Here is a 22,733-nt window from a genome sequence, read left to right as displayed (position 1 = left end):
CCGAGGATGCCGTTTTTTGAGTTTTGATGGAAATTAGAATTTAACTTTGTATCCTGCGAATACTACGCGACCCAAGATATTGTGGGTATCGGTATCGTATCCTGGGTAACCTAAGCTGTAGTTAACAGCTGGCATTGCATCAAACAGGTTACGAGCACCTACAGTCACTTTTCCATAACTGTCAAAGTCGTAGTTCAGTGTTAGATCCCACGTAGTGAAAGATGAGAAGTCTTGTCTATTAGTGCCAACTTCTTGTTGTTGAGGTGTTTCACCATCGTAAGAATCAATGTACTTAGCAATCAAAGATGTCGAGAAGTCATCAATTGCATAGCTAAATGTAGTGTTGAAACGTAGTGGCGGGTACCCTTTAGTGCCTAACACATCATAACGTTTAGCAATTGGGCTTGCCTGCTCGGTGTATTCCAGAGCATAAGTGCCTTCAACTGCAAACTTAAATGTACCAATTTCCCCTAAATCGAAGTTTGATGTGAAAGATACGTCAAGACCTGATGTTTGTACGCCATCCATGTTGATGTTGCCTGCACCAATCTCATCGATAGTGCCATCAGCTTTACGTTTAACATAGATGTATTTAGGGTCATAGGCACCTAAGCCACCAATTGCTTCTAAGTCAACGATAGTTTGTGCACCGATGTAGCTTACTTGATCAGTGATTTCAATGTTGTAGTAATCAACAACGAAATCGATATTCTCAGTAATATTCCACACTGCGCCGAAAGCGTATTGAGCTGATTTTTCTGGTTCTAGGTCTTTATTACCTGAACTCTTACGTAGATATTGGTTATCTTCACAAGCAGGGTTACCTTTTTGCTGATCAGCTGGCAGACTTTGGCACAGGGTAGTATCAATAATTCTGTCATAACTGGTAGCAGGTTTGCCCAATAAATCATCCAGTGAAGGTGCTCTAAAACCTTGACCATAAGATGCACGTAATACAAGGTTATCTAAGGCTTCGTAGCGAACGTTAACAGAGTTAGAAAGCTGTCCTACATCTGGCAAGCTATACTGGTCGTAACGGCTTGCTAGTTTCACATTTAGATTGTCTAATACTGGTAGTTCTATTTCAACAAACGCGGCTTTGTAGCTTCTATCGCCTGCAGAATCACCACCGTAAGTACCTAATACGTTACCTGCTGCTTGTTGCGCATCACGGGTATCTTTGTATTCAATTTTTTGGTATTCCATACCAACAGCATAACCTAAATCACCACCGGGTAAGGAAATAGGTGCAAGCGCTGCCCATGACAAACCTGTCCCAGTTGTATTCGAGGTTGCTTTACGAGTTGCTGTGTGTAAGAACGTGTCTAAAGTGGCTTGGGTCGCATTACCACCTTCAACGAATGGGTTATACAAACCTTTATCAACCGCTTCTTGCAGCTTATCTTCGAATACATAAGAGTCAGTTTCAATATTCACGATTTGATCTGAGTATTGTACATACCAGCTCAGAGAGCCTGCATCTAACTCAAGGTTTAGACCCGTTACAACGTCAACTACATTTGAGTCGAATTCGGTTGAACGGTCTGCTACGCCTTTCAATCGATGGTAAGCTTGAACTTCTGACGCATTAGCTGTGCCAAACGTTGGGTTTAATGGGTTATTTGCGGCTATGTACAGGTTAGGTGTCCATAGCGCGGTAGAAGACGTGATGGACTTATCACGCATAACAATCGCTTGACCAAACCACTCTAATTCATCAGTAATACGATAAGTCATATTTGAGAAGACAGAGTCTTTAGTTTGATCGGGTAAATAATCAGTTCCATCAAACTGATTAAAGCCACAAGCCGAACCTGCTTTGCTGGTGACGATGCGATCCGCAGGACAATCTTTACCTGGAACCTGTAATCCTGTGTAAACTGGCGTGCCGAAAGTACCATCTGCGTTTTTTACAGGGCGAGATGCAACTGGACGATATGTGCCTTCAGGTGCATATAAAGCACTGCGACCGTATTTTTCGTCCCAATTAGCCGTTAAATGAGGACGCTGACCACCTTCGAGTGGATCAAATTGCTTGTGTTCGATGATCACTAAGCTGCTGCTTTTATCGCTGGTATTACCAAAAGTGACAGAGGCTGATTTTTCGTCTCTACCACCTTGAGTTGGATTACCAAATTTTGCGTCAAATGCTAAACCATCGAAGGTTTTCTTGAGAATAATGTTAATCACACCACCGATAGCATCTGAACCGTAAACTGCAGATGCTCCGTCACGTAATATTTCGATACGCTCAATAGCATCCATTGGAATTAAATTGAGGTTGGTTGCATCGCCACCAAAAGTTGCTGATGGTGCAATTCGACGTCCGTTAATGAGCGTTAAGGTGCGGTTTGAACCTAAGCCACGCATACCTGAACTTGCATGGTTACTCGCAGAGCTACCAGCGTCACTAATGAAACTACCCGCCGTGTTAAATGGCATTTGCGCTAAAACTGCTGATACATCGCTTAAACCAGTCTTAGCAATATCTTCCGCTGACAATACTGTCACTGGTAGTGCTGATTCCATATCCGTTCTCTGAATACGAGAACCAGTCACTTCAATACGTTCAACCTTAGCGTTATCTTCTTCAGCAGCAAAAACTGACATTGTAGACAGAGCCGCTGTTGCAGCACCACTAATTAACGCAAAGCGAACTGCTTTGGCTAATGTTGAATTAGTACGCATATCTTTCTCCCTTAACACACTTGTTATTTGTTTAGTTGTTATTCTAATTAAATACAGAACATTGTAAGAAATAATGATCATATTTAATTGTGGACAGATATAACCACAAGAAAATAACAAGTGCAACAGTTAAAAATTATAATGGTTGCGAGATGTAATGTTAATTTGTTAATGGATTGTTAGTTGTGGGTTTTATTTATGTACTAACGAGGTGGTTGAGGTGGTATTGAATCGAGATTGCCAATAAAAATAGCTCACTCTTTAATTAAAAGTTATTTAAATGTTTTAATTTTGTAAAATTGAAACAGTTTGTAAAAAAATATAATCAAAATTTTAGTATATCTAAATTTAATTTGAGCAGTTTTATCTTACAGCCTTTTATGCTGTATATGGCAGAAGGGTTTTAGTCAGGTGATTGATGTAAAATGATTTTTTTGCTGTTTCGTAAATTAACGTATCGGCTATTTTTTATGCATAACAAGCTCGATTGAAATATAAGTTTTTCTTGATGTTACTAGGTTAAGGTTAAAAGTTACTCAGAAAGCTTTTTGGTGTTTAATTTGAATAAAAGAAGGAGTGAATATAAATTCACTCCTTCTTCTGGATGATGTGTTGTTTAATTTTAACATTAAGCAATTTAATGAGTTTTACAGAATTTTATACTCATTATTTAAGCTGAACACTGGTAGTGCTTCCAATATTTTCAACTGGGCTTGGTACATAGTGTGTTAGATAACGAAGTGCTACATAGGCAACTACGATAGTGGCTACACCGAGTTCAAAATCTGCCAACAATCTTACCCATTCAGTTAGTTCAGCCATTTGACTAAATTGCTCAAGCCAGTGGGCGGTTTTAAAGAGCGCTGTTGCGCCAATCACCATTGGGAAGGTAAAAGCCGCATAACCTGGGCTAAAGGGTAATTTAAGTAGATTGAAAAAGGCGAGATAGATGACGCTGGTCATCAGAATCGCGATGCTTGCTAATACCGCCACTAAGGCTATGGATGGTTGCTCACATACGGTGAGATAGCCAGCAAGGGATAAACTTGCGGGGGCCGCTAGGATTGCAATAGTAGGTTTAGCCGCATCAGGAATTGCCTGACAGAAGATCAAGCGATAGAGCATCAGTGGCAGCATGACTAAATAGGCGAGCATGCCGAAGGCTAAAATCGTGTTAACTAACCAAGGCTCACCATTACTAGGGAAAGAAACGGCTGCGACTATAATGCCAATCGGTGGCACGAACCAGCTAGGCACCATATGTTCGAGTTTAAAGTCGATAGCACGGTAGTAGATAAAAGCGCCTAAAAATACGGCATGAATTGCAATTGCACCTAACCAAAGAGCTAATCCTGCATGGGGGAAATAGTGGCCAAGCAGGTTAGATACCACCATTAATGCCATGGCAAAGGTCGGTATTACGCTGCCGACGACGGGATGGCTAAGTTCGTTTTTGAGCACTGTGGGATGCAGTAAAAACTTACCTGTAAGCATCAGTAGCAGGGCTGAGGCAATCATTGCACCGGTTAATTGACCCCAGCCGTTCAATGAAGGCATCACACTTTCCCAGGTCCAACCCAAGCTTGCGATAGCAAGGGCAAGCCCTCCCATGGGGCTTGGTAATTTTGCGGCCTGTGCGGTCCAACGTTTACGTTTTGAAGTCATTTTACTTACCTCTCAATACTGATATTCGTTTGATAGAGAGCCTATTTGATAATCTCAGTGTATGATTAAGGCTGAAGTAAATAAAATTGATTAAATTTATTTGAAAATTCAAAAAATATTAATCAAGGTTTGCGTCTACAACGCAGTAACGTATGCCCGAGCCCAAGGTTGTCTGTGTCCTCATCGACGTATAAACCCGCTTGATGCAGCAAGGCCATTAAGTCCTTAGAGTGATACATTCGGCTATTGCCATTGGCCATAGCGGTAAAGTATAAGCTCGTGGCGTTTACGCAATAAGCAGAGGCGGCTGAAGGTTGTCTATCCCAGAAGGTTTCAACAATGAACAATTGGCTATTTGCTGTCATGGCTTTTGCTGTACGTTGCAAAATGCTTAAAATTTGCGCCTTAGAGAAGCAGTCAAGAAACTGGCTCATCCAATAGGTATCTGCACCTTCGACAAAGGGGCGCGACTCATCGAGTAGATCGGTAGCAAAGGTATGGACTCTATCGCTAAAGCCCCGCTTTGCAGCATTTTCTTTAGCAACGGCTAATTGCCCTGGGAAATCCATCAGCGTGACTTCAACCTTTGGATCAAATTCGCAGCAGCTCAGTGCCCACTTACCAGTGTTACCACCAATATCGACTAAGTGCTTGGGGCTATGGGTAAAGACTAAGGGCAAGATCTGTGGGAAAGCATGATCAGAATAATAATGGTCGAATGCAAACCAACTCTCCTTCGCATCTTGGGGCAGATCTTTGAGTGCAGGATAAATAGTTTGCCAGTCGCCAAATACACTCAGCCCCGCGGGGCGACCATCGAGCAACGCCTTATCTAGTTTAAATAGTCCCTGATAACAGACGTCCTGCATAAAATTGAGATTGATTGCCGCCATATCATCGTGCAGTAAAAAATAACCTGTCTTGTCGAGGACGTAGGCATCTTCGTTGAGCCAGACAAGCCCCATGCTAAGTCCCATATCCAGCAACACACCAAGGGCGTATTCATCCAACATGTTCGTTTGGGCTAACTGCGCTAAGGTCACCCCTTGGTCACCAGCCTTATCAATGGTGGCTAATACTTCAAATTTGAGTAGACAATGAGCGACTTGAAAACTCACGGGTCCAAAGGCAATTTTCTGTGCCTCAAACTTAGCGTCAAAGGCGCTTAACTCTTTCGGATTTTGGTAGAAGGACATAAAAGACGGACGTTAATCTTGGAGGAGGCTATTTATAGCGAACTGAATTGCTAAAGCTAGTATTGCGCGAGAAAACTATGAACTGTGTCCAAGTTAATTAATAAATCAGCATCTTGGTTGATGAGTTATCCGTTGGGAAGAGGTTGGATTGCCAGCCATTGACGATCAGGCATAAAAATACCCAGACAGCGCTGGGTATTTTTTATCGATAACTTATTAGATTACTGGATATTTTCTTCGTCGCCAAATTGGCCTTGGAACAATACTGAAGATAAGTAACGTTCTGCAGCAGAAGGCAGTACAACGACAATGGTTTTATCTGCAAATTCCGGCAGGGCAGCGATACGGTTAGCGGCAACCACAGCAGCTCCTGAAGAAATCCCCACTAAAATACCTTCCTCCTGCATCAAGCGACGCGCCATTTCAATCGCTTCGTCGTTGGTGACAGTTTCAACGCGATCGATAAGTTCGAGATCGAGGTTACCTGGGATAAAACCTGCACCAATTCCTTGGATTTTATGTGGGCCAGGTTGTACAGGTAATCCTGCCAAGGTTTGGGTAATCACAGGTGAATCAGCAGGTTCAACAGCCACAGAGGTAATGGCTTTGCCTGCGACCTTTTTCAGGTAGCGACTTACACCCGTGATAGTACCACCAGTACCCACACCTGCAACAAACACATCTACAGCGCCATCAGTGTCGTTCCAAATTTCTGGACCTGTGGTTTTTTCGTGGATCTCGGGGTTGGCAGGGTTATTAAACTGCTGCAACAAAATATATTTTTCAGGAGCGGATTGACGGATCTCTTCCGCTTTATCAATCGCGCCTTTCATGCCTTTGGCGCCTTCGGTCAGCACCAGATTTGCACCTAAGGCTTTAAGCAACTTACGACGCTCTAAGCTCATGGTATTTGGCATGGTCAGGGTCAGCTTGTAACCACGAGCTGCTGCTACATAGGCTAAAGCGATACCCGTGTTACCGGATGTTGGCTCTATCAGCTCGTGATCTTTGGTGAGCAGGCCTTTTTTCTCAGCATCCCAAATCAAATTGGCACCGATACGGCATTTGACACTAAAACTGGGATTGCGTGATTCGACTTTCGCCAGCACTTTACCTTGGCTTACTCGGTTTAAACGCACTAACGGGGTGTTGCCAATAGTATATGAATTGTCTTCGAAAATTTTGCTCATGGATTGCTTGCTCCTATGTTTGCACTACTGAATCATAATCGTCTGTGGCGCTTTTTGAAGTGATTGTTTGTTCTTCTTTATTCAATTTAGTTATTAAAGGGTGTGTAGTTATTCGCAAAACCTAATTCGTATCAGCGTTGGTTGTAGTTTGCCCGCATGGATTAAAGGCTTTATGGGCGATATGGGCTTAGGTTTTGGTTGGGGTAGCATTTTACTTTTCGGTGTTTACTGCCAAATTTGATGGTCAGACCTTAGGTAAAAAACTCTTAGGGTATGTTGACGTTTAGAGATGAAATTTCGTTCTGGCAAGCTCGTGCTCGCGAAACGAGGAATGATGTGTCGTTATTCTACTCAAATGACGAGCGGCTTTTATGGCAGAAAGTAAGCGCAAGGGCTTGCCAGACGCCCCCTTCGGGCAGCATTTGGCTGACGTTTCTGCTGCGTTATGTCCGTTTATGTAGAATAACTACACAGCACGGACTTTGCCTTGCATAAACGGTGAGCCAAATTGCTGCAAAAAATAACCCTGAAATGTCAATACGCCCTAGGCATCCGCGTTATCCAACTCGATGGCGCTAAAATCAGCCTTTGGGCAGTTTTTGGCCGTTATGGCGGCTATGCAGCGGGCTTTAAGACTGGCTTACTTGGCTTTATGCAGATATTTTGGGATGCCAATCGGCAGTGGATCCAAGATAAAATATCTTCCACAGTCGTGATAGACTTAGCGCAAATGCATAAAAAGCAACAATTAGAGCAGCAACAAGCGCAGGCAGAATAAGCATTTGCCGCGGTGTCGACACTGAATAATGCGACGTCTGCTCACCTTACAACAAGTACCCGTTTGGAGCACCTATGAAACAGGTCGTGATTTCTGGCAGCGGTTTATTTACGCCGCCCCATGGTATTTCTAATGAAGCTTTGGTGGAGAGCTTCAATGCCTATGTGGATATGTTTAACCTTGAAAACGCAGGATTGATCGAGCAGGGGCATGTCGAGGCTTTGTCCTATTCCTCCTGCGAATTTATTGAAAAGGCCTCAGGCATCAAGCACAGATATGTGATGGTGAAAGAGGGCATTCTCGATCCTGAAGTTATGATGCCGCTTATTCCAGAGCGCAGTAGTGACGAGTTATCTATGCAAGCCGAAATTGGGGTTGAGGCGGCATTGATGGCACTTAAACAAGCCGAGCTTAAAGCTGAGCAAATCGATTTGGTGATCGTCGCCTGTGCTTATACTCAGCGCGCTTACCCTGCGATGGCGATTGAAATCCAGCGTGCGTTGGGCACCCGTGGCTACGGTTACGATATGCAAGTGGCGTGCTCTTCGGCGACCTTTGCGATTGTGGCTGCTGCGAATGCGATTGCTACAGGTTCTGCCTCACGGGTACTGGTCATTAACCCCGAAATTTGTTCAGCGCAGGTAAATTATCGTGACCGTGATAGTCATTTTATCTTTGGTGATGTGGCTACCGCAGTGGTACTTGAAGAGCAAAGTTTAGTGGCGCCTAATAAGGGCTTTACGATTCTCTCAAGCCGCTGTTTTACCGATTATTCGAATAATATCCGCAGTAATTTTGGCTTTTTAAATCGCTGCGATCCGAGCTCGGCGCATCAGGCGGATAAGTTGTTCCATCAACAGGGACGTAAAGTATTTAAAGAGCTGTTGCCGATGATTTATCAGCATTTGGATGAGCATTTCGCCGAGCAATCCTTGACGCCGCAGTCCTTTAAGCGGTTATGGTTGCATCAAGCCAACATTAATATGAACCTATTTGTGGTGAAAAAACTGCTGGGGGATGAGGTAACGCCCGAACAGGCGCCCGTAGTGCTCGATGAATATGCCAACACCGCATCCGCAGGCTCTGTGATTGCCTTTCATAAATATTCCGCTGACTTTAACCCAGGCGATTTGGGCCTATTAAGCTCCTTTGGCGCCGGTTACTCCATCGGTAGTGTGATTTTGAAAAAACGTTAAATCGTATCAAAGCTCGATTGCTTGTCGTGCGGTCGAGCTTCCTTGCTCTAGTTTATTAGATTGCAGATACGTGTTAATCAGTAACTCTATCTTAAGCCCGCAATTCTTGTTGCGGGCTTAAGTACTAAAGTCTTTCAGGTATTGTTTGCTGCCTAAAATCTAGCACCTAGAGCAACCAAGCATAGCTTAACTTCATAAAATAGGTCTTCTCATCCCGAGTCAGGCGCGTCAGCTCATCATCCGAGGTTAAACTGTCGGAATACCCTAAATAGAACACACTCTGGGGATTGAGTTTATAACCGTAAAGGATTTCATTGCCTAGGTGCGCTTCTTGGCTATCGGGGGTGGAGTACAGATACTGCGCAAGATTGCGGTCAATCTGGGTGTAAATGCTTGATAAGCGGATAAAGCTATGCAAGCTCAACTGCCAGTGGAGGCGCATATCCGTGAGGTTAGCGGTAAATAGCGTGTCTTGTTCCACATCCATATGTTGATACTGGTGAGAAATCTCCACCGACAGACCGTTGGCAATTTTCCAGTTCAATATTGGATTGATTAAGGTGTTTGTGCCTAATCTGTCATTGAGAAAATCAATTTCATCGCCATAGTGGATTTCAAGCTCTAGGCTGAGGGCCGAAAGCGGTGTGATGGCACCGTAAAGCCAGCCTTGGGTTTCTTTATATTGATTGCTATTACCTATCACAGCGAGTTGTGCTGCATTATGGCGAGGGCCAACTCGCTCACGGGTTTCGACCCCAAATGAAAGCTCACTCTGCTGCGCACCATACATTTCCCAAAAGATTTCAAATTCTTGCTCGAGTTGTTCTCCCGCCTGATTGTGGGTGATATCCCAGTCTCCGCCAAACTTTATCTTGTTAAACCACACCTCTGGATACCAAATTAAGCCACCGCCAGCCATAAAACTGCGATAGTCAATTTTCTCCACAAAGCCTAAATCAGCACGAAAATCAGGGGATATGTCGTGATACTCACTATAGGCGAACCAATCGCGGGTGTTATGCTCATAGGTGAGTTGATATAAGTTGCCGCTAAAATGCTCATCCGATTGGCTACGTAATACTTGCTCATTGACTTGGCATTGACCAAGTTCACAGAGTAATGGCGTCTGGCCACAGGGACGGTTTTCAGTGATTTCCCCTTGCACATTCCCACAAAACTGTCGATACATTGCTGTGGGATAGAGGGTTTGCGAGAGGGCGACCTGAGCCGTAAGGATATCTTGCTCTGTGGGTTGATATTTGGCATCTAAACTCATGACATAATTATAGTAATCACTATTATAATCATCATTTTGCGCGGCAACCTCAGTCAGTTGATTGTTGGCACTGGCTTTGGCCGTTAAAAGGGTGCCCAAAGAGAAGGTTTTATCCATGTCGAAGCGGTAACGCGCTGCCAGATTGAGGCTTTCTTGATTCAATGAAGCCACTTCAGAACTTAAATTACCCGGCATCAAAAATGTGGTTTGGCTGTCATTGGTTGCCAGCAGTGCTAGGGTATGTTGCTCGGTTTGGCTGGTGAGTTTGAGTCCGTAATCAGGGGAAACAATATTGCGGGTGTGTAGCAGATCCACTTGAGTATCGAAGTAGTCTTTATTATCGAGGAAAAATGGCCGTTTTTCGTCGTAAAACAACGCGAACGTCGTGTTGATATCGAGCTGGCCCTCATCGGATTCCACTTGAGAAAAATCAGGATTAATGGTTGCATTAAGTAAGGTTCGGGCATTAATACCCCAACGTAAATCCAGCCCAGGTTCATAATCCGTTTCTGCTTGCCAGCCGTTTTCAGTGTTCTGTTCATTGCGATTAGCGACAAAAGTGGGAGTGATTTGCAGATCTTGCCCCTGCTTGGCGGACGCTAAACCAGAGGCCACCCCTAACTGACACAATTGGCAACTGACATTGCGGTCAATTTTATGGGTGGAGATGCGGTGGTTTTCATTGCGTGGATAATAGCGGATCAGTTCAAACCCCCAGGTTTGAATGGACTGCTTATCATCAAAATTAAATAGCCTTAGCGGCAGTTCGACTTCCACTTGATAGCCTTCGGCGGTGATTTTACCGGCGGTTTTCCAAATACCATCCCACGCTTCGCTCTCTTCGCCTGTGAGTTCATTTTCAATTGAATCTAATTGCACGCCCAGAGGGTTGATAAAAAACTGGTAGGCTAAACGTGCGTTATTAAAGGTATCGAGTTTAATTCCCACCAAATCGTCACCCCAAAGATTATCTCTGTCCTTCAGTGTGGCGCGTATTTGCTTGGGCTGGCTATCTTTGGCGATAAAAGCGATAAACAGGCTGGTTTGGGTTGCGAAGATCTTGGCTTGGGTATAAACGGGAGCTGTAGTGTTTTCACCTGGTTGTGTCTCATAGCGTAACTCGGTGAGCGCAGCGTGCTGCCAAACCGCCTCATCAAACTCACCATCGATATTCGCGGCGCTATCAAGGGTTGGGATAGTTAACTGAAATTGGCTAGCAAAGCCTGCCATACATGGCGCACTGATAAACACCATGCTTGATAACAATAAAGGAAGAAATGTCTTCAACGACAAAGCCCAAAAAATTGCGAAAATGGTTCGCAGTGTGCCAGAAATTTTTGGTTAACAAGAGTGGGTAATTGTTACAAGAATTGTATTAAATCGAGCGCAAAGGCAAGGTAGCACTGGATGGCTTGCATCCAGTGCAAAAGATGACTATTCGGGAGACACGAGAGGATTACGGTAAGCTTCACGGTACTTATCGACCCACATGGCGGTGGCGCCACAAATTGCCACTGGCATCACGATAAAGTTAACCACAGGGATCATCGAAAACAGGGTCACTGTTGCGCCAAAGCTAAAACTGCTGCCTCGGGTTTGGTTTAGGGCAAAGCGCATATCCTTAAAACTGACTTTATGATTATCAAACGGATAGTCACAATACTGAATCGCCATCATCCAAGCGCTAAATAAAAACCACAAAATAGGCGCTAAGGTTTGCCCAACCATCGGCACTAAAAACAGCAGTAAAAACACCAACGCTCGGGGCAGATAATATTTAAGTTTGATCCATTCACGGCCAAGAATACGGGGGAGGTCTTTAACTACATCCATGCCTGAGCCGGTATTCATTGGCTTACCTGTTAATAGCTGTTCGACCTTTTCGGCCAGTAGGCCATTAAAAGGTGCGGCCAGCCAGTTCATCACCGAACTAAAAACAAAGGCTAACATCACCAGCATCGTTGTGACCGCCAGTGGCCAGAGTAGGAAATTAAGCCAGCTTAAATACTCCGGTAACTGAGCATTCATCCAATTAAACAACACATCGAGCTGACCTACCGCCACGTAAATTACCGCAGCAAACAATAACAGGTTAATCATTAAGGGAATAAAAACAAAGGTGCGCAGGCCTTTACGTTTGATTAAACCAAAGCCATCGAGAAAATAATTCACACCACTTTTACCCTGTGAGGGTTGGGACAATTTCTGTGTCATATCGTCATTCCAAAAAAGTTGAGATACAGCGTGAGGGACAGATAACTGCGATTGTGATCAACTCATCGCAAGATGACAAGCTAAAAGCCATATGAATTCAATAAAAAGCGTTACAAAATGCTGCCTGCTTTGCTAAAGTTGGCCAAGCAATTCTGTTACACCAATAGGGCCGATATAGGCCTGCACTGATATCCGTCAACTTCCCGATGATTTTTAAACTGAGACGCGCTAACTGGCACTATGAGATTAAAACAAATAAAACTTGCCGGCTTTAAGTCGTTTGTCGACCCCACCAAAATTCCGTTTTTACAGGCATTAAGCGCTATTATCGGCCCTAATGGCTGTGGAAAGTCAAACGTGATTGATGCCGTGCGTTGGGTGCTGGGCGAAAGCTCGGCTAAACACCTGCGCGGTGACTCCATGAGTGACGTGATTTTTAACGGTTCCAGCGCCCGCAAACCTGTGTCGGTGGCGGGCGTTGAACTGGTGTTTGAAAATAAAGAAGGCCGTCTCGCCGGCCAATATGCCAGTTATGAAGAGATCTCGGTCAAGCGGCAGGTGAGCCGCGATGGTGAATCTTGGTATTTCCTCAATGGGCAAAAATGTCGCCGTAAGGATATTACCGATCTGTTTATGGGCACAGGGCTTGGTCCGCGCAGTTATGCCATTATCGAGCAGGGCACCATCTCGCGACTGATTGAATCAAAACCCCAAGATTTACGCACCTTTATTGAAGAAGCGGCGGGAATTTCTCGCTATAAAGAGCGTCGGCGTGAAACTGAAAATCGTATTCGCCACACCCGCGAAAACCTAGAGCGTTTAGGTGATATTCGCAGCGAATTAGGTAAACAATTAGACAAACTCAGCCAGCAGGCCAAAGCGGCAATACAATATCGTGAGTTGAAACAGGCGGAGCGCAAAACCCACGCCGAGTTGCTGGTGATGCGTTACCAAGAGTTGCAGAGCCAGATGGCGAGTTTGTCGGAGCAGATTAACTCACTTGAGCTGCAACAAGCGGCGGCGCAATCCCTAGCGCAAACTAGCGAATTAGAAAGCACTGAGCTGCAAGTTAAACTTTCGCAGTTAGCCGAGCAAGAACAGCACGCGGTGGAGGCCTATTATCTGACGGGCACAGAGATCGCCAAGTTAGAGCAACAATTACAAAGTCAAAAGCAGCGCGATGCCCAGCTACATACTCAGCTCGAACAGTTGAACGAGCAGATAACGCAAAACAAAGCCAAATTAGACACATATCAGGCTAGTTTTTATGCGCTTGAGGGGGAACAAGCCCAGCTTTTGCCGCAGCATGCGTTGCAGCAAGAGATGATGGATGAGCTGCAAGCCCAGTGGGAAATGAGTGTTTCACGTAGTGAAACTCAGACGGAAGTGGCTAGAACTCAAGCGTCGGCCGTTGCCCAACATAAGCTGCAACTCGAATTACACCGCAGCAAACTTGTTCATCAGCAACAATTATGCGCCCATAAAACCCAGTTACATGAAGAACAGCAGCAAGAGTTGTCCTCGCTCACTGAGCATGCTTTGGAGGATAACAGCGCATCACTTAGTCAAGAAATTGAACTCTTAGAACAAGTAATAACTCAGCAAGTTGAAGTAAATCAAGAGCTTGAGTTAGCGCTTGTTGAAAATACTCAAGCGTTAGATCTTGCGCGTGGCGAATTTGAGCAGCTATCACAGCGGTTAACCTCAATGCGAGCACGCTTTGAGCTGGTTGAACAATGGCTGGCAAAACAAGAAGAGTTAAGTGATAAGCCGCAGCTGTGGCAAAGCATTCAAGTGGAAAATGGCTGGGAAGCCGCCGCCGAACTGGCGCTGCAGGGCTTAATGACATTACCCGTTGGCGTTAGTGCAAATGAGCTAGGGTTTTATACAGATGCAAGGTGCTTAGAAAAGATTGATGATCATATCGAAGGCTCACCCATCAAGTTGCAAGCGGATGTGAATCTTGCACCTTGGCTTAATGGGCTAAAATGGGCTGATAATCTTGACAGCGCCCAAGCGCAGCTTGCTAGCTTGGCGGCCGATGAGCGGATTGTCACTGCCGATGGTTATCTATTCGGCAAAGGGTTTTTGATTGCTAAACAAGACAATAGCCATTCCCTTGTGCAACTGAGTAAAGAACAAACGCAGTTAAGCGAGGCGATAGCCGAGTGTGTGCAGTCGCGAGATGTACAACAGACAAGGCTCGATGAGCTTTCGCAGCAACTAATACAGGTGCGTGACAGCGTAAACCAAGGCACGCAACGCTTGCATCAGTTACAGCTCAATAAAGCCACCAAATCTACCCAGCTTAGTAACGCAGAGGCTCAGGCCAAACAGCGCGAAGCTAAACGGGCGCAGCTAGAAGACACTGTCGCTCGAACGCATGCTGAGTTAGCAGAGCTTGCTGAGCAGTTAATGCTGCTTTCGGAGCAAGAGGATGAACTTGCTGACGCCCTAGCACAAAGTATTGATAAACAGCAGCAACAAAGCCAAGATGCCCAAGGGGATTTAGCGCGCCATCAAGCGCTTAAGGCTCAAATTAGCGATACCCAGCGCCGCTTATCAACCCTCAATGCGAGTTTGCAATCCGTGACGACTCGCATGGCGGTCAGCACCGAGCAAATCGAATTACAGCGGGTCCGTGTCAATGAATTAGTCCAGTCTCGGGAAACGCTGTCTGCCCAGCTTGCCAGTGTCGCGCAGCTGCATGGCGATCAGCAAACCGCAAAGCTGAGTGAACAATTGGCACAGCTACTTAATCAGCAGCAGAGTCAGCAACAGACACTTAAAAGCCTCAGGTCACAACAATGTTCACTTACTGAAACGTTAAACAGTATAGGATTAAAGCAAAAACAAGAGCTTGGTAAGCTTGAGGGCTTGACTCAAAGCCTGAGCACGTTAAAGTTACGTCGTGAGGGATTAAAAGGGCAGGCTGATAGCCAGTTGGCAGCCCTATCGGAGCAGCAAATTGTGCTCGCTCAGATTATTGATTCTCTGCCTAACGACGGTCAGCCAGATAAGTGGCAGCGTGATTTGGATCAGATCCGCCAAAAAATTATCCGCTTAGGTGCAATAAACCTCGCGGCGATCGAAGAATTTGAGCAGCAAAGTGAGCGAAAATCCTATTTGGATCATCAAGATGAAGATCTCAATAAAGGACTTGCAACACTCGAAGAAGCCATTCGTAAAATCGATAAGGAGACTCGCACCCGCTTTAAAGCCACATTTGATGCGGTCAACGAGGATTTGGGACGTTTATTCCCCAAGGTGTTCGGTGGTGGACGGGCGTACTTAGCGTTGACGGAAGACGATTTATTAGAAACGGGCGTGACCATCATGGCCCAGCCCCCAGGTAAGAAGAACAGTACAATCCATCTTCTTTCCGGTGGTGAAAAAGCCCTAACGGCTTTATCATTGGTATTCGCGATTTTCAGGTTGAATCCAGCTCCCTTCTGTATGTTAGACGAAGTGGATGCGCCCTTAGACGATGCCAACGTAGAACGTTTCTGTCGATTATTGAAGGAAATGTCGCAGAGTGTACAGTTTATCTATATCAGCCATAACAAAATTACGATGGAGATGGCTGATCAACTTATCGGTGTGACTATGCATGAGCCGGGTGTATCCCGTATAGTCGCAGTAGATTTAGAGCAAGCGGTGGCGATGGCCGACGCGTGATAACTAGAAGAAAGACAGGGTAACCAATGGAAGATTTGCAACTAGTATTGTTCGTTTTAGGCGCCATAGCCATAGTTGCTGTGCTGGTGCATGGATTTTGGTCTATCAGAAGACAACAGCCTAAGTCATTGAAAGATAGTCCGATGGGCAATTTCTACAAAAAGCAGGCAGAGCGTGGCGAGGGCGCGCCTAAGCGTGTCGATGCTGATGGTTTCGACGCCGATGGGATTGGCGCCGTAAGAGTTCGTAAGGCGAGTGAACCTCAAACTCCTGAGGCTCCAGCGGTTAATCCTTATTTAAAGCAAGAGGCTAAAGTTGAACCGCAAATTGAGTCTAAGCCACAGTTTAAGCAAGAACCCAGCATGGTACAGCCCGACTTTAGTTTGCAATCCCCGAGTGTGAAAGAGCCACATCGAGGCACGAAGGCGTCTCGCCAAGAGCCGGTATTGCAAAGTAATGCAGCGCACTTAAATCAAGTACACGCCGGTCAATCCCATGCGGCGATAGTGGCGCAAAAGGTGGCTGAAGAGCAACGTGCTCAAGTACAAAAGCCGACACAAACGGCCTTGTTTGATGACGAAGTGTATCAAGAACAGCAGCCTCAAGCGGTTGAAGAAGCTCCGGAAACTGAAGAGAGCTTAGGCGAGCCACGCGATGTATTAGTGCTGCACGTAGTGGCTAAAGAAGGTCAGCAACTTAATGGCGCCGAATTGTTACCTTGCTTCTTAACACTTAACTTTAAATATGGCGATATGAATATTTTCCATCGTCATGTGGATAATGCTGGTAATGGTAAGGTGTTGTTCTCGATTGCTAATATGGTAAAACCTGGTGTATTTGACCCAGACAATATGGAGCAATTCAGCACTCAAGGTGTGGTGTTTTTTATGACGCTACCTTGTTATGGCGATGCCTTAATGAATTTCTCTATTATGCTGAACTCGGCGCGGCAACTGGCGGACGATATTGATGCGGTAGTGCTTGATGGTCAGCGCCAACCTTGGGGCGAATTTACCAAGCAAGATTATTTACACCGTATTCGCGCCAACGCCTAATGCAAGCCGCGACTCCGCGGTGATAGACAGATGGGGCCGCTAAATGCGGCCTCATTTTTTGCAATTTTTTGATGCTTAAGAATTCTGGATAATGAATATGCAAGACATTCAACTCGATAAACGCCTATCTGAACTGCTTTCTCAAGCTGTTACGCCACAAACCGCGCAGCCATTGATGCAGGCGCTCAGCCAATCTCTCAATGAGCACAATATTCGTTACTATGTGGATGATGCGCCAAGCATTACTGATTCCGAATACGACAGATTAATGCAACAGCTTAAAAAGCTCGAGGCCGAGTATCCACAGTTTGTCTTAGCCGATTCGCCAACCCAAAGAGTAGGCGGCCTGGCACTGGCCAAGTTTGAGCAAATCACTCATCTTAAACCTATGTTAAGTCTCGATAATGCCTTTGATGAAGCGGACTTTACTGCGTTTCATAAGCGCGTGAGTGATAAAGTGGGTCAAGTCAGCTTTTGCTGTGAGCCTAAGTTGGACGGTCTCGCGGTGAGTATTTTATATCGCAACGGTGTGCTTGAGCGCGCCGCGACCCGTGGTGATGGCACGGTGGGTGAGGATATTACCGAAAATGTCAAAACCATTAAGTCGATTCCGCTTAAACTGCGCGGTGACAACTATCCCGAATTGGTTGAAGTGCGCGGCGAAGCCTTTATGCCCAAAGTGGCGTTTGAGGCGCTAAATGAGCGTGCACGCTTAAAGGATGAAAAACAGTTTGTAAATCCGCGTAATGCGGCGGCGGGCAGTTTACGTCAGCTCGATAGTAAAATTACCGCCTCGCGGGCGCTGTCTTTTTATGCCTACGCATTAGGTGTGGTGGAGCCGACTTCCCATGAGCTAGCTAAGACGCATTATGAGCAATTGCAGCAACTTAAATCTTGGGGGCTGCCAGTTAGCAGCGAGATTAAAGTCTGCGACGAACTCAGCCAAGTGTTTGCCTACTATCAAGATATATTGACCCGCCGCAGCGATTTACCCTTTGAAATCGACGGCGTGGTGATGAAGGTTAACGATATTGCCCAGCAGCAAACCTTAGGGTTTGTGGCCAAATCTCCCCGTTGGGCCATTGCCTATAAATTCCCAGCCCAAGAGGAAATGACCCTGCTCGAGGGTGTGGATTTTCAAGTGGGCCGCACCGGCGCAGTCACGCCTGTGGCGCGCTTAAGACCTGTGTTCGTCGGGGGGGTAACTGTGTCTAATGCCACCTTGCACAATGCCGATGAAATCGAACGTTTAGGTGTGATGGTGGGTGATACTGTGATTATCCGCCGCGCCGGCGATGTGATCCCGCAAATTGTGGCCATAGTGCCCGAGCGCCGTCCAGAGGATGCTAAGGCAATTGCTTTTCCGCAACATTGCCCTGTGTGTGGCAGCTTGGTCGAGCGTTTAGAAGGTGAGGCGGTCGCCCGTTGCAGTGGCGGCTTATTCTGCGAGGCGCAGCGCAAAGAAGCGATTAAACATTTTGCTTCCCGCAAGGCATTAGATATCGATGGCATGGGCGACAAAATTGTTGAGCAGCTCATTGATAAAGAGCTGGTTCAAAGCCCCGCAGATCTGTTTAAACTCACTGCCTCTATGATGACCATGCTCGACCGTATGGGAATGAAGTCCGCCACCAATTTAGCGCTCGCGATTGAAGCGGCTAAAACCACTACCTTGCCACGCTTTTTGTATGCTTTAGGCATTCGTGAGGTGGGTGAGGCCACTGCGGCGAACCTTGCAGCTCACTTTGATAGCCTCGATGCACTGCGCATCGCCACCATTGAACAATTAATCGAGGTTGAAGATATCGGCGAAGTGGTTGCCCAACATGTAGCACATTTTTTTGCCCAGCCGCATAACCTTGAGGTAATCGATGCTTTAATTGCGGCGGGGGTAAACTGGCCTGCGATTGAAGCGCCAAGCGCCGACAAGCAACCGTTAAAAGGACAGACTTGGGTGTTAACGGGCACCTTAAATCAACTCAACCGTAACGATGCTAAGGCGCAATTACAAGTCTTAGGCGCAAAAGTCGCGGGCAGTGTGTCGAAAAACACCGACTGCTTGGTGGCGGGTGAAGCCGCGGGATCGAAGCTCGCAAAAGCGCAGGAGCTAGGCGTGAAGGTGATTGGCGAAGACGAGCTACTCGCTTTACTTGCGGCTAATCGTTAACTGTTCATTTAATCTCACTGATTAAACGCCTTGCTTAGCAAGGCGTTTTTGTTGGTACTTCAGTTTATTAGACCCGGTTTTCTGTGATTGGCACGCGGTTTTCTGTGTCAGGCATGGTAAACTTTGCTTATTAGCGGATTGCACCGATAGCAATCATTGTGCGCTTGCAAAAGGAAATCCTATGACAGATCTCAGTGATATTCGCCGTGAATATACCCAAGGTGGCCTAAGACGCGCCGATTTACCCCAAAACCCGATGCAGCTATTTGAATTGTGGATGACACAAGCCAGAGATGCACAGCTGAGCGATCCTACTGCTATGTGTGTGGCAACAGTGGATGAGCATGGCCAACCTTTTCAACGAATTGTGTTATTAAAACGCTTCGATGATAGCGGTTTTGTGTTTTTTACTAACTTAGGTAGCCGCAAAGCACTGCAGATTGCGGCCAATAATAAGGTGAGTTTGCATTTTCCTTGGCATCCCATAGAGCGCCAAGTGTCGATTCTGGGTGAAGCGCAGCCGCTTTCTACCGCCGAAGTGCTGAAATACTTTATGACGCGGCCAAAGGACAGCCAAATTGCGGCTTGGGTATCGCAGCAATCGAGCAAACTGAGTGCCAGGCAAGTGCTCGAAGGTAAATTTTTTGAAATGAAAGCCAAGTTTGCCAAAGGGGACGTGCCTCTACCTAGCTTTTGGGGAGGGTATTTGGTTAAACCTTCGAGTATTGAATTCTGGCAGGGCGGAGAACACCGCTTGCATGATCGTTTTCTCTATACTCGTGAAGCACAAGCATGGCAGATTGATCGTCTCGCACCTTAAGGCGCGAGATGTAAGGAACAAAAGAAGTGGCGAATTATAAAATTTGGGTCGATGCCGATGCCTGCCCAAATCCGATTAAAGAGATTTTATTTCGCGCGGCTGAGCGTAAATCACTGCCGTTAGTGTTGGTGGCGAACCAAATGTTACGAGTGCCACCATCGCCTTATATCAGTCAAGTGCGTGTCGGCTCAGGCTTTGATGTGGCAGATCAATATATTGTTGACCATGTTGAGGCCACACATTTAGTGATCACCGCTGATATTCCGCTTGCGGCCCTCGTCATTGAGAAGGGGGCATTAGCCCTTAATCCTCGCGGTGAACTCTATACGACAGACAATATTCGCCAAAAACTCACGATGCGTGATTTTATGGAAGATTTACGTTCATCGGGTGTGCATACAGGCGGGCCTGATGCTTTGTCTGCTGCCGATAAACAGAATTTTGCCAATAGTTTAGACAAATGGCTGGCGCGAGTTAAATGATTGTTCACTGGTCGCTGATCAATTAAAAGAGTATCTTTAGCGAGGGCTAGGTGATCTTTGTCACAGTTTCCCATGCTAAGAACAGCTGTTAACTCAATGGTTTGGGTTAATGGCCGGATCTTTAAAATCAAAATTGAGGATGGATACAATGAATAAATTGATAGGAATCGCGGCATTATCAGTACTGATCAGTTTTAGCAGCTTTGCCCAGTGGCAAGTCACTGAGCAGGGCTCTAGGGTTAGTTTCGTTTCGGTTAAAAAGGGCGATATCGCCGAGGTCCATCATTTTAAGCAACTAAAAGGTGTGCTTAATGACAATGGTCAATTTGAACTCACCGTTCCTTTAATGAGCGTGGCTACGGGTATTGATGTGCGTGATGAGCGCATGCAAAACCTGTTGTTTGAAGTGTCATTGTATCCTGAACTGAAATTGAGCTCCCAAGTGGATAGCAAAATGCTCAAAGAACTTGCTGTTGGTGAGTCAAAGCTTGCTGACATTGATGGCAAAATTGCCCTACATGGAAAACAGCAAACAAAAACTTTTTCGGTAATTGTGACCAAAGTATCTGATAATAAACTGATGGTTAGTAGTTTTCAGCCCATAATAGTCAATGCCAATGAATTTGACTTGGTCGCGGGGGTCGATAAGTTGCGTGATATTGCAGGTTTATCTAGTATTAGCCAAGCCGTTCCGGTGTCGTTTGTACTAACCTTAACAAAGTAACAACGATAAGATTGGTTTAGATCAATACGTCGGCTGCTCTATTTGAGATAGGTTATCGGGTGGCTGACGTTTAATACTCATGTTTACCACTTGATGGGTGGTGTTGAGGATTTTTAGATTTGACAGTGTCCTTGATGGCGCTCGATTTAGTTGTTTTAAGGGTTAAAAATGGTCACAGATAAAGACGGTTACATGCATTTGATCCAGTATTTGACTGAGCATCTTGGCTTGTTCGAAACGCCAGATATTCAAAATGTGTCCGACGATACTGTAATGGAATTGTTTGAGGAACAATTATCCGCTCAAATTATTATGGTTTGCGGCCAAAATCCCTCACTTTCTTTTGCAGAGCGTAATACCATTATCCGCGAGGTCGATGCGATTGTGTATGATCTCGAGGAAATCCTCGCTTCAGTAGCCAATCATAGGGCAACACCAGAGCAAACCCTGTTCATCTTTGAGTTTTCAGGATTAATCAAAAATTTATTCGATCAAGAAATCGCTAAATCTCAAGCCCATGCTTAATGTGACCGCGAAATCTGTGTTTGAGTAAATTGAGTACACCGTCCATACGTGCATAAGTTGTTTTGCCATTGGTTTAGACATCATCAGAATGTCTCCACTTTGTGTATTTATGGCCATATACACATCATGTTCAAGGGGCTGCCGTTTTACTTATTCTCAGCGTTGAGTGCCTCATAGCCTTTTATCTTACTGTTGATGATATGTTTTTGTTTTTAAAAACACTTTTAATATAACCATTCTGCATCGCAGATAAGTCTGGGAGTTTCTTAGAAGGTGCTTCCTTCTCGATTTAATTCATTGCTTACCATTTTTCGGGGAATGCCTGACTTACATCACCTTCCTGCTTGAGGCTGTTTATCATTCTGTGTCAGGCAAATCTCACGGTGAGTAAAATAATTTAATGTTTTTCAAGCATATTCATTAACAGAGTGTATCTTTACTCTATAGCCGCATTTTCTGATGTTGTAATAAAGGAGAAGCATGATGTTAACTATCCGTCCTAGTTATGCCGATGATTTGTTGACTATTGTTGTGTCTGGTCAGGTAACCCATGAGGATATCGAAACTTTATTGTTTCCCGCCATTGAAGCAAAGTTACAAGATCATGCCAGTATTCGCTTATGGTACGAGTTTAGCGCTGATTTTATTGGCATTACCGTTGGAGCACTTTGGGATGATGCTTTACTTAGTGTGTATCATTTTAGTGATTTTTCACGGGTGGTCATGATTGCAGACACACAAATCCTCGGTGCTATGGTCAATACATTAGCATTTATGTTGCCTTGTCCAGTCAAAGTTTTCGGCGAGAATGAGCGCCATCTGGCCAAGGTATGGTTAGATGAGGCCAAGGTTGCAGAGGCGCAATGGCAGTGAAAAGCACGAATATTGTACTTTGTTGATTCCTAATGTGTGGGGGAAGTGTGTTTTACACTCGAACCGGTGCTAGGGATGTTTAGAGGGCAAGAGTCCATCAATCGAAATCTTAAGAATCCTTTGGGCACGGTTTATGCTGTGTTGTCGTCCGTTTATGCAGAATAACGGCACATTACGGACCTTACCTTGCAGAAACGGTAAGCCAA

The 22,733-nt window shown here is 45.4% G+C and carries 15 protein-coding genes and 1 pseudogene; 10 read left to right on the top strand and 6 right to left on the bottom strand.

The features are described 5' to 3' along the window. Window positions 1–33: 33 nt before the first annotated feature. The 4 genes from H9J30_RS15750 to cysK form a co-directional block, all read right to left on the bottom strand. A complete protein-coding gene (locus H9J30_RS15750; RefSeq protein ID WP_240131844.1) occupies window positions 34–2,688 on the bottom strand; it encodes a TonB-dependent receptor plug domain-containing protein in 2,655 nt (884 codons plus the stop codon). Between the two features lie 666 nt (window positions 2,689–3,354). Further along, window positions 3,355–4,353 carry a TDT family transporter gene (locus tag H9J30_RS15745; RefSeq protein WP_240131843.1) on the bottom strand — a complete coding sequence of 333 codons (999 nt, stop codon included), beginning with the start codon at window positions 4,351–4,353 and terminating at the stop codon, window positions 3,355–3,357. A 122-nt stretch (window positions 4,354–4,475) separates the two neighbouring features. Further along, on the bottom strand, window positions 4,476–5,549 hold the full coding sequence (locus H9J30_RS15740; protein ID WP_240131842.1) for a methyltransferase: 1,074 nt from the start codon (window positions 5,547–5,549) through the stop codon (window positions 4,476–4,478). Between the two features lie 221 nt (window positions 5,550–5,770). Then, on the bottom strand, window positions 5,771–6,739 hold the full coding sequence (gene cysK / locus H9J30_RS15735) for a cysteine synthase A (protein WP_240131841.1): 969 nt from the start codon (window positions 6,737–6,739) through the stop codon (window positions 5,771–5,773). 544 nt (window positions 6,740–7,283) lie between these two features. Here cysK and H9J30_RS15725 point away from each other — a divergent pair. Together H9J30_RS15725 and H9J30_RS15720 are read left to right on the top strand one after the other, a co-directional pair. Continuing rightward, a pseudogene (locus H9J30_RS15725) lies at window positions 7,284–7,595 on the top strand (RDD family protein); the annotation flags it as partial. After that, a complete protein-coding gene (locus H9J30_RS15720) occupies window positions 7,592–8,713 on the top strand; it encodes a beta-ketoacyl-ACP synthase III (RefSeq protein ID WP_240131840.1) in 1,122 nt (373 codons plus the stop codon). The pseudogene H9J30_RS15725 and the gene H9J30_RS15720, both read left to right, overlap by 4 nt. Before the next feature lie 166 nt (window positions 8,714–8,879). Here H9J30_RS15720 and H9J30_RS15715 read toward each other — a convergent pair whose 3' ends face one another. Together H9J30_RS15715 and cysZ are read right to left on the bottom strand one after the other, a co-directional pair. Then, complete coding sequence (locus H9J30_RS15715; protein WP_240131876.1) at window positions 8,880–11,294, bottom strand: DUF5916 domain-containing protein; 2,415 nt, start codon at window positions 11,292–11,294, stop codon at window positions 8,880–8,882. A 129-nt stretch (window positions 11,295–11,423) separates the two neighbouring features. Beyond that, entirely contained in the window at window positions 11,424–12,203 is a 780-nt protein-coding gene (gene cysZ, locus H9J30_RS15710; RefSeq protein ID WP_240131839.1) for a sulfate transporter CysZ, read from the bottom strand. A 240-nt stretch (window positions 12,204–12,443) separates the two neighbouring features. Here cysZ and smc point away from each other — a divergent pair, with 240 nt between their 5' ends. The 8 genes from smc to H9J30_RS15670 all read left to right on the top strand — a co-directional run bounded on the left by smc (window position 12,444) and on the right by H9J30_RS15670 (window position 22,527). Next, a complete protein-coding gene (smc, locus tag H9J30_RS15705) occupies window positions 12,444–15,881 on the top strand; it encodes a chromosome segregation protein SMC (RefSeq protein WP_240131838.1) in 3,438 nt (1,145 codons plus the stop codon). 26 nt (window positions 15,882–15,907) lie between these two features. Further along, window positions 15,908–16,936 (top strand): cell division protein ZipA, encoded by a 1,029-nt coding sequence (gene zipA, locus H9J30_RS15700; RefSeq protein WP_240131837.1) that lies wholly within the window; start codon window positions 15,908–15,910, stop codon window positions 16,934–16,936. Window positions 16,937–17,033: 97 nt separating this feature from the next. Continuing rightward, on the top strand, window positions 17,034–19,103 hold the full coding sequence (gene ligA / locus H9J30_RS15695) for an NAD-dependent DNA ligase LigA (RefSeq protein ID WP_240131875.1): 2,070 nt from the start codon (window positions 17,034–17,036) through the stop codon (window positions 19,101–19,103). Between the two features lie 181 nt (window positions 19,104–19,284). Further along, window positions 19,285–19,923: a pyridoxamine 5'-phosphate oxidase gene (pdxH, locus tag H9J30_RS15690; protein WP_240131836.1), complete on the top strand. Its 639-nt coding sequence runs from the start codon at window positions 19,285–19,287 to the stop codon at window positions 19,921–19,923. Between the two features lie 26 nt (window positions 19,924–19,949). After that, a complete protein-coding gene (locus H9J30_RS15685; RefSeq protein ID WP_240131835.1) occupies window positions 19,950–20,405 on the top strand; it encodes a YaiI/YqxD family protein in 456 nt (151 codons plus the stop codon). A gap of 148 nt (window positions 20,406–20,553) precedes the next feature. Beyond that, the gene (locus H9J30_RS15680; protein WP_240131834.1) at window positions 20,554–21,129 is read left to right on the top strand and encodes a YceI family protein; all 576 of its coding nucleotides are present in this window, start codon (window positions 20,554–20,556) and stop codon (window positions 21,127–21,129) included. 168 nt (window positions 21,130–21,297) lie between these two features. Further along, window positions 21,298–21,654, top strand: coding sequence for a DUF3802 family protein (locus H9J30_RS15675; RefSeq protein WP_240131833.1), 357 nt, complete (start codon window positions 21,298–21,300; stop codon window positions 21,652–21,654). 483 nt (window positions 21,655–22,137) lie between these two features. Then, window positions 22,138–22,527: a SpoIIAA family protein gene (locus tag H9J30_RS15670; RefSeq protein WP_240131874.1), complete on the top strand. Its 390-nt coding sequence runs from the start codon at window positions 22,138–22,140 to the stop codon at window positions 22,525–22,527. Window positions 22,528–22,733 lie beyond the last annotated feature (206 nt).

This window comes from Shewanella cutis, from assembly GCF_022410515.1.
GTDB classification, from domain to species: Bacteria; Pseudomonadota; Gammaproteobacteria; order Enterobacterales; family Shewanellaceae; genus Shewanella; species Shewanella cutis.
This window is presented reverse-complemented; position numbering and strand designations above follow the sequence as displayed.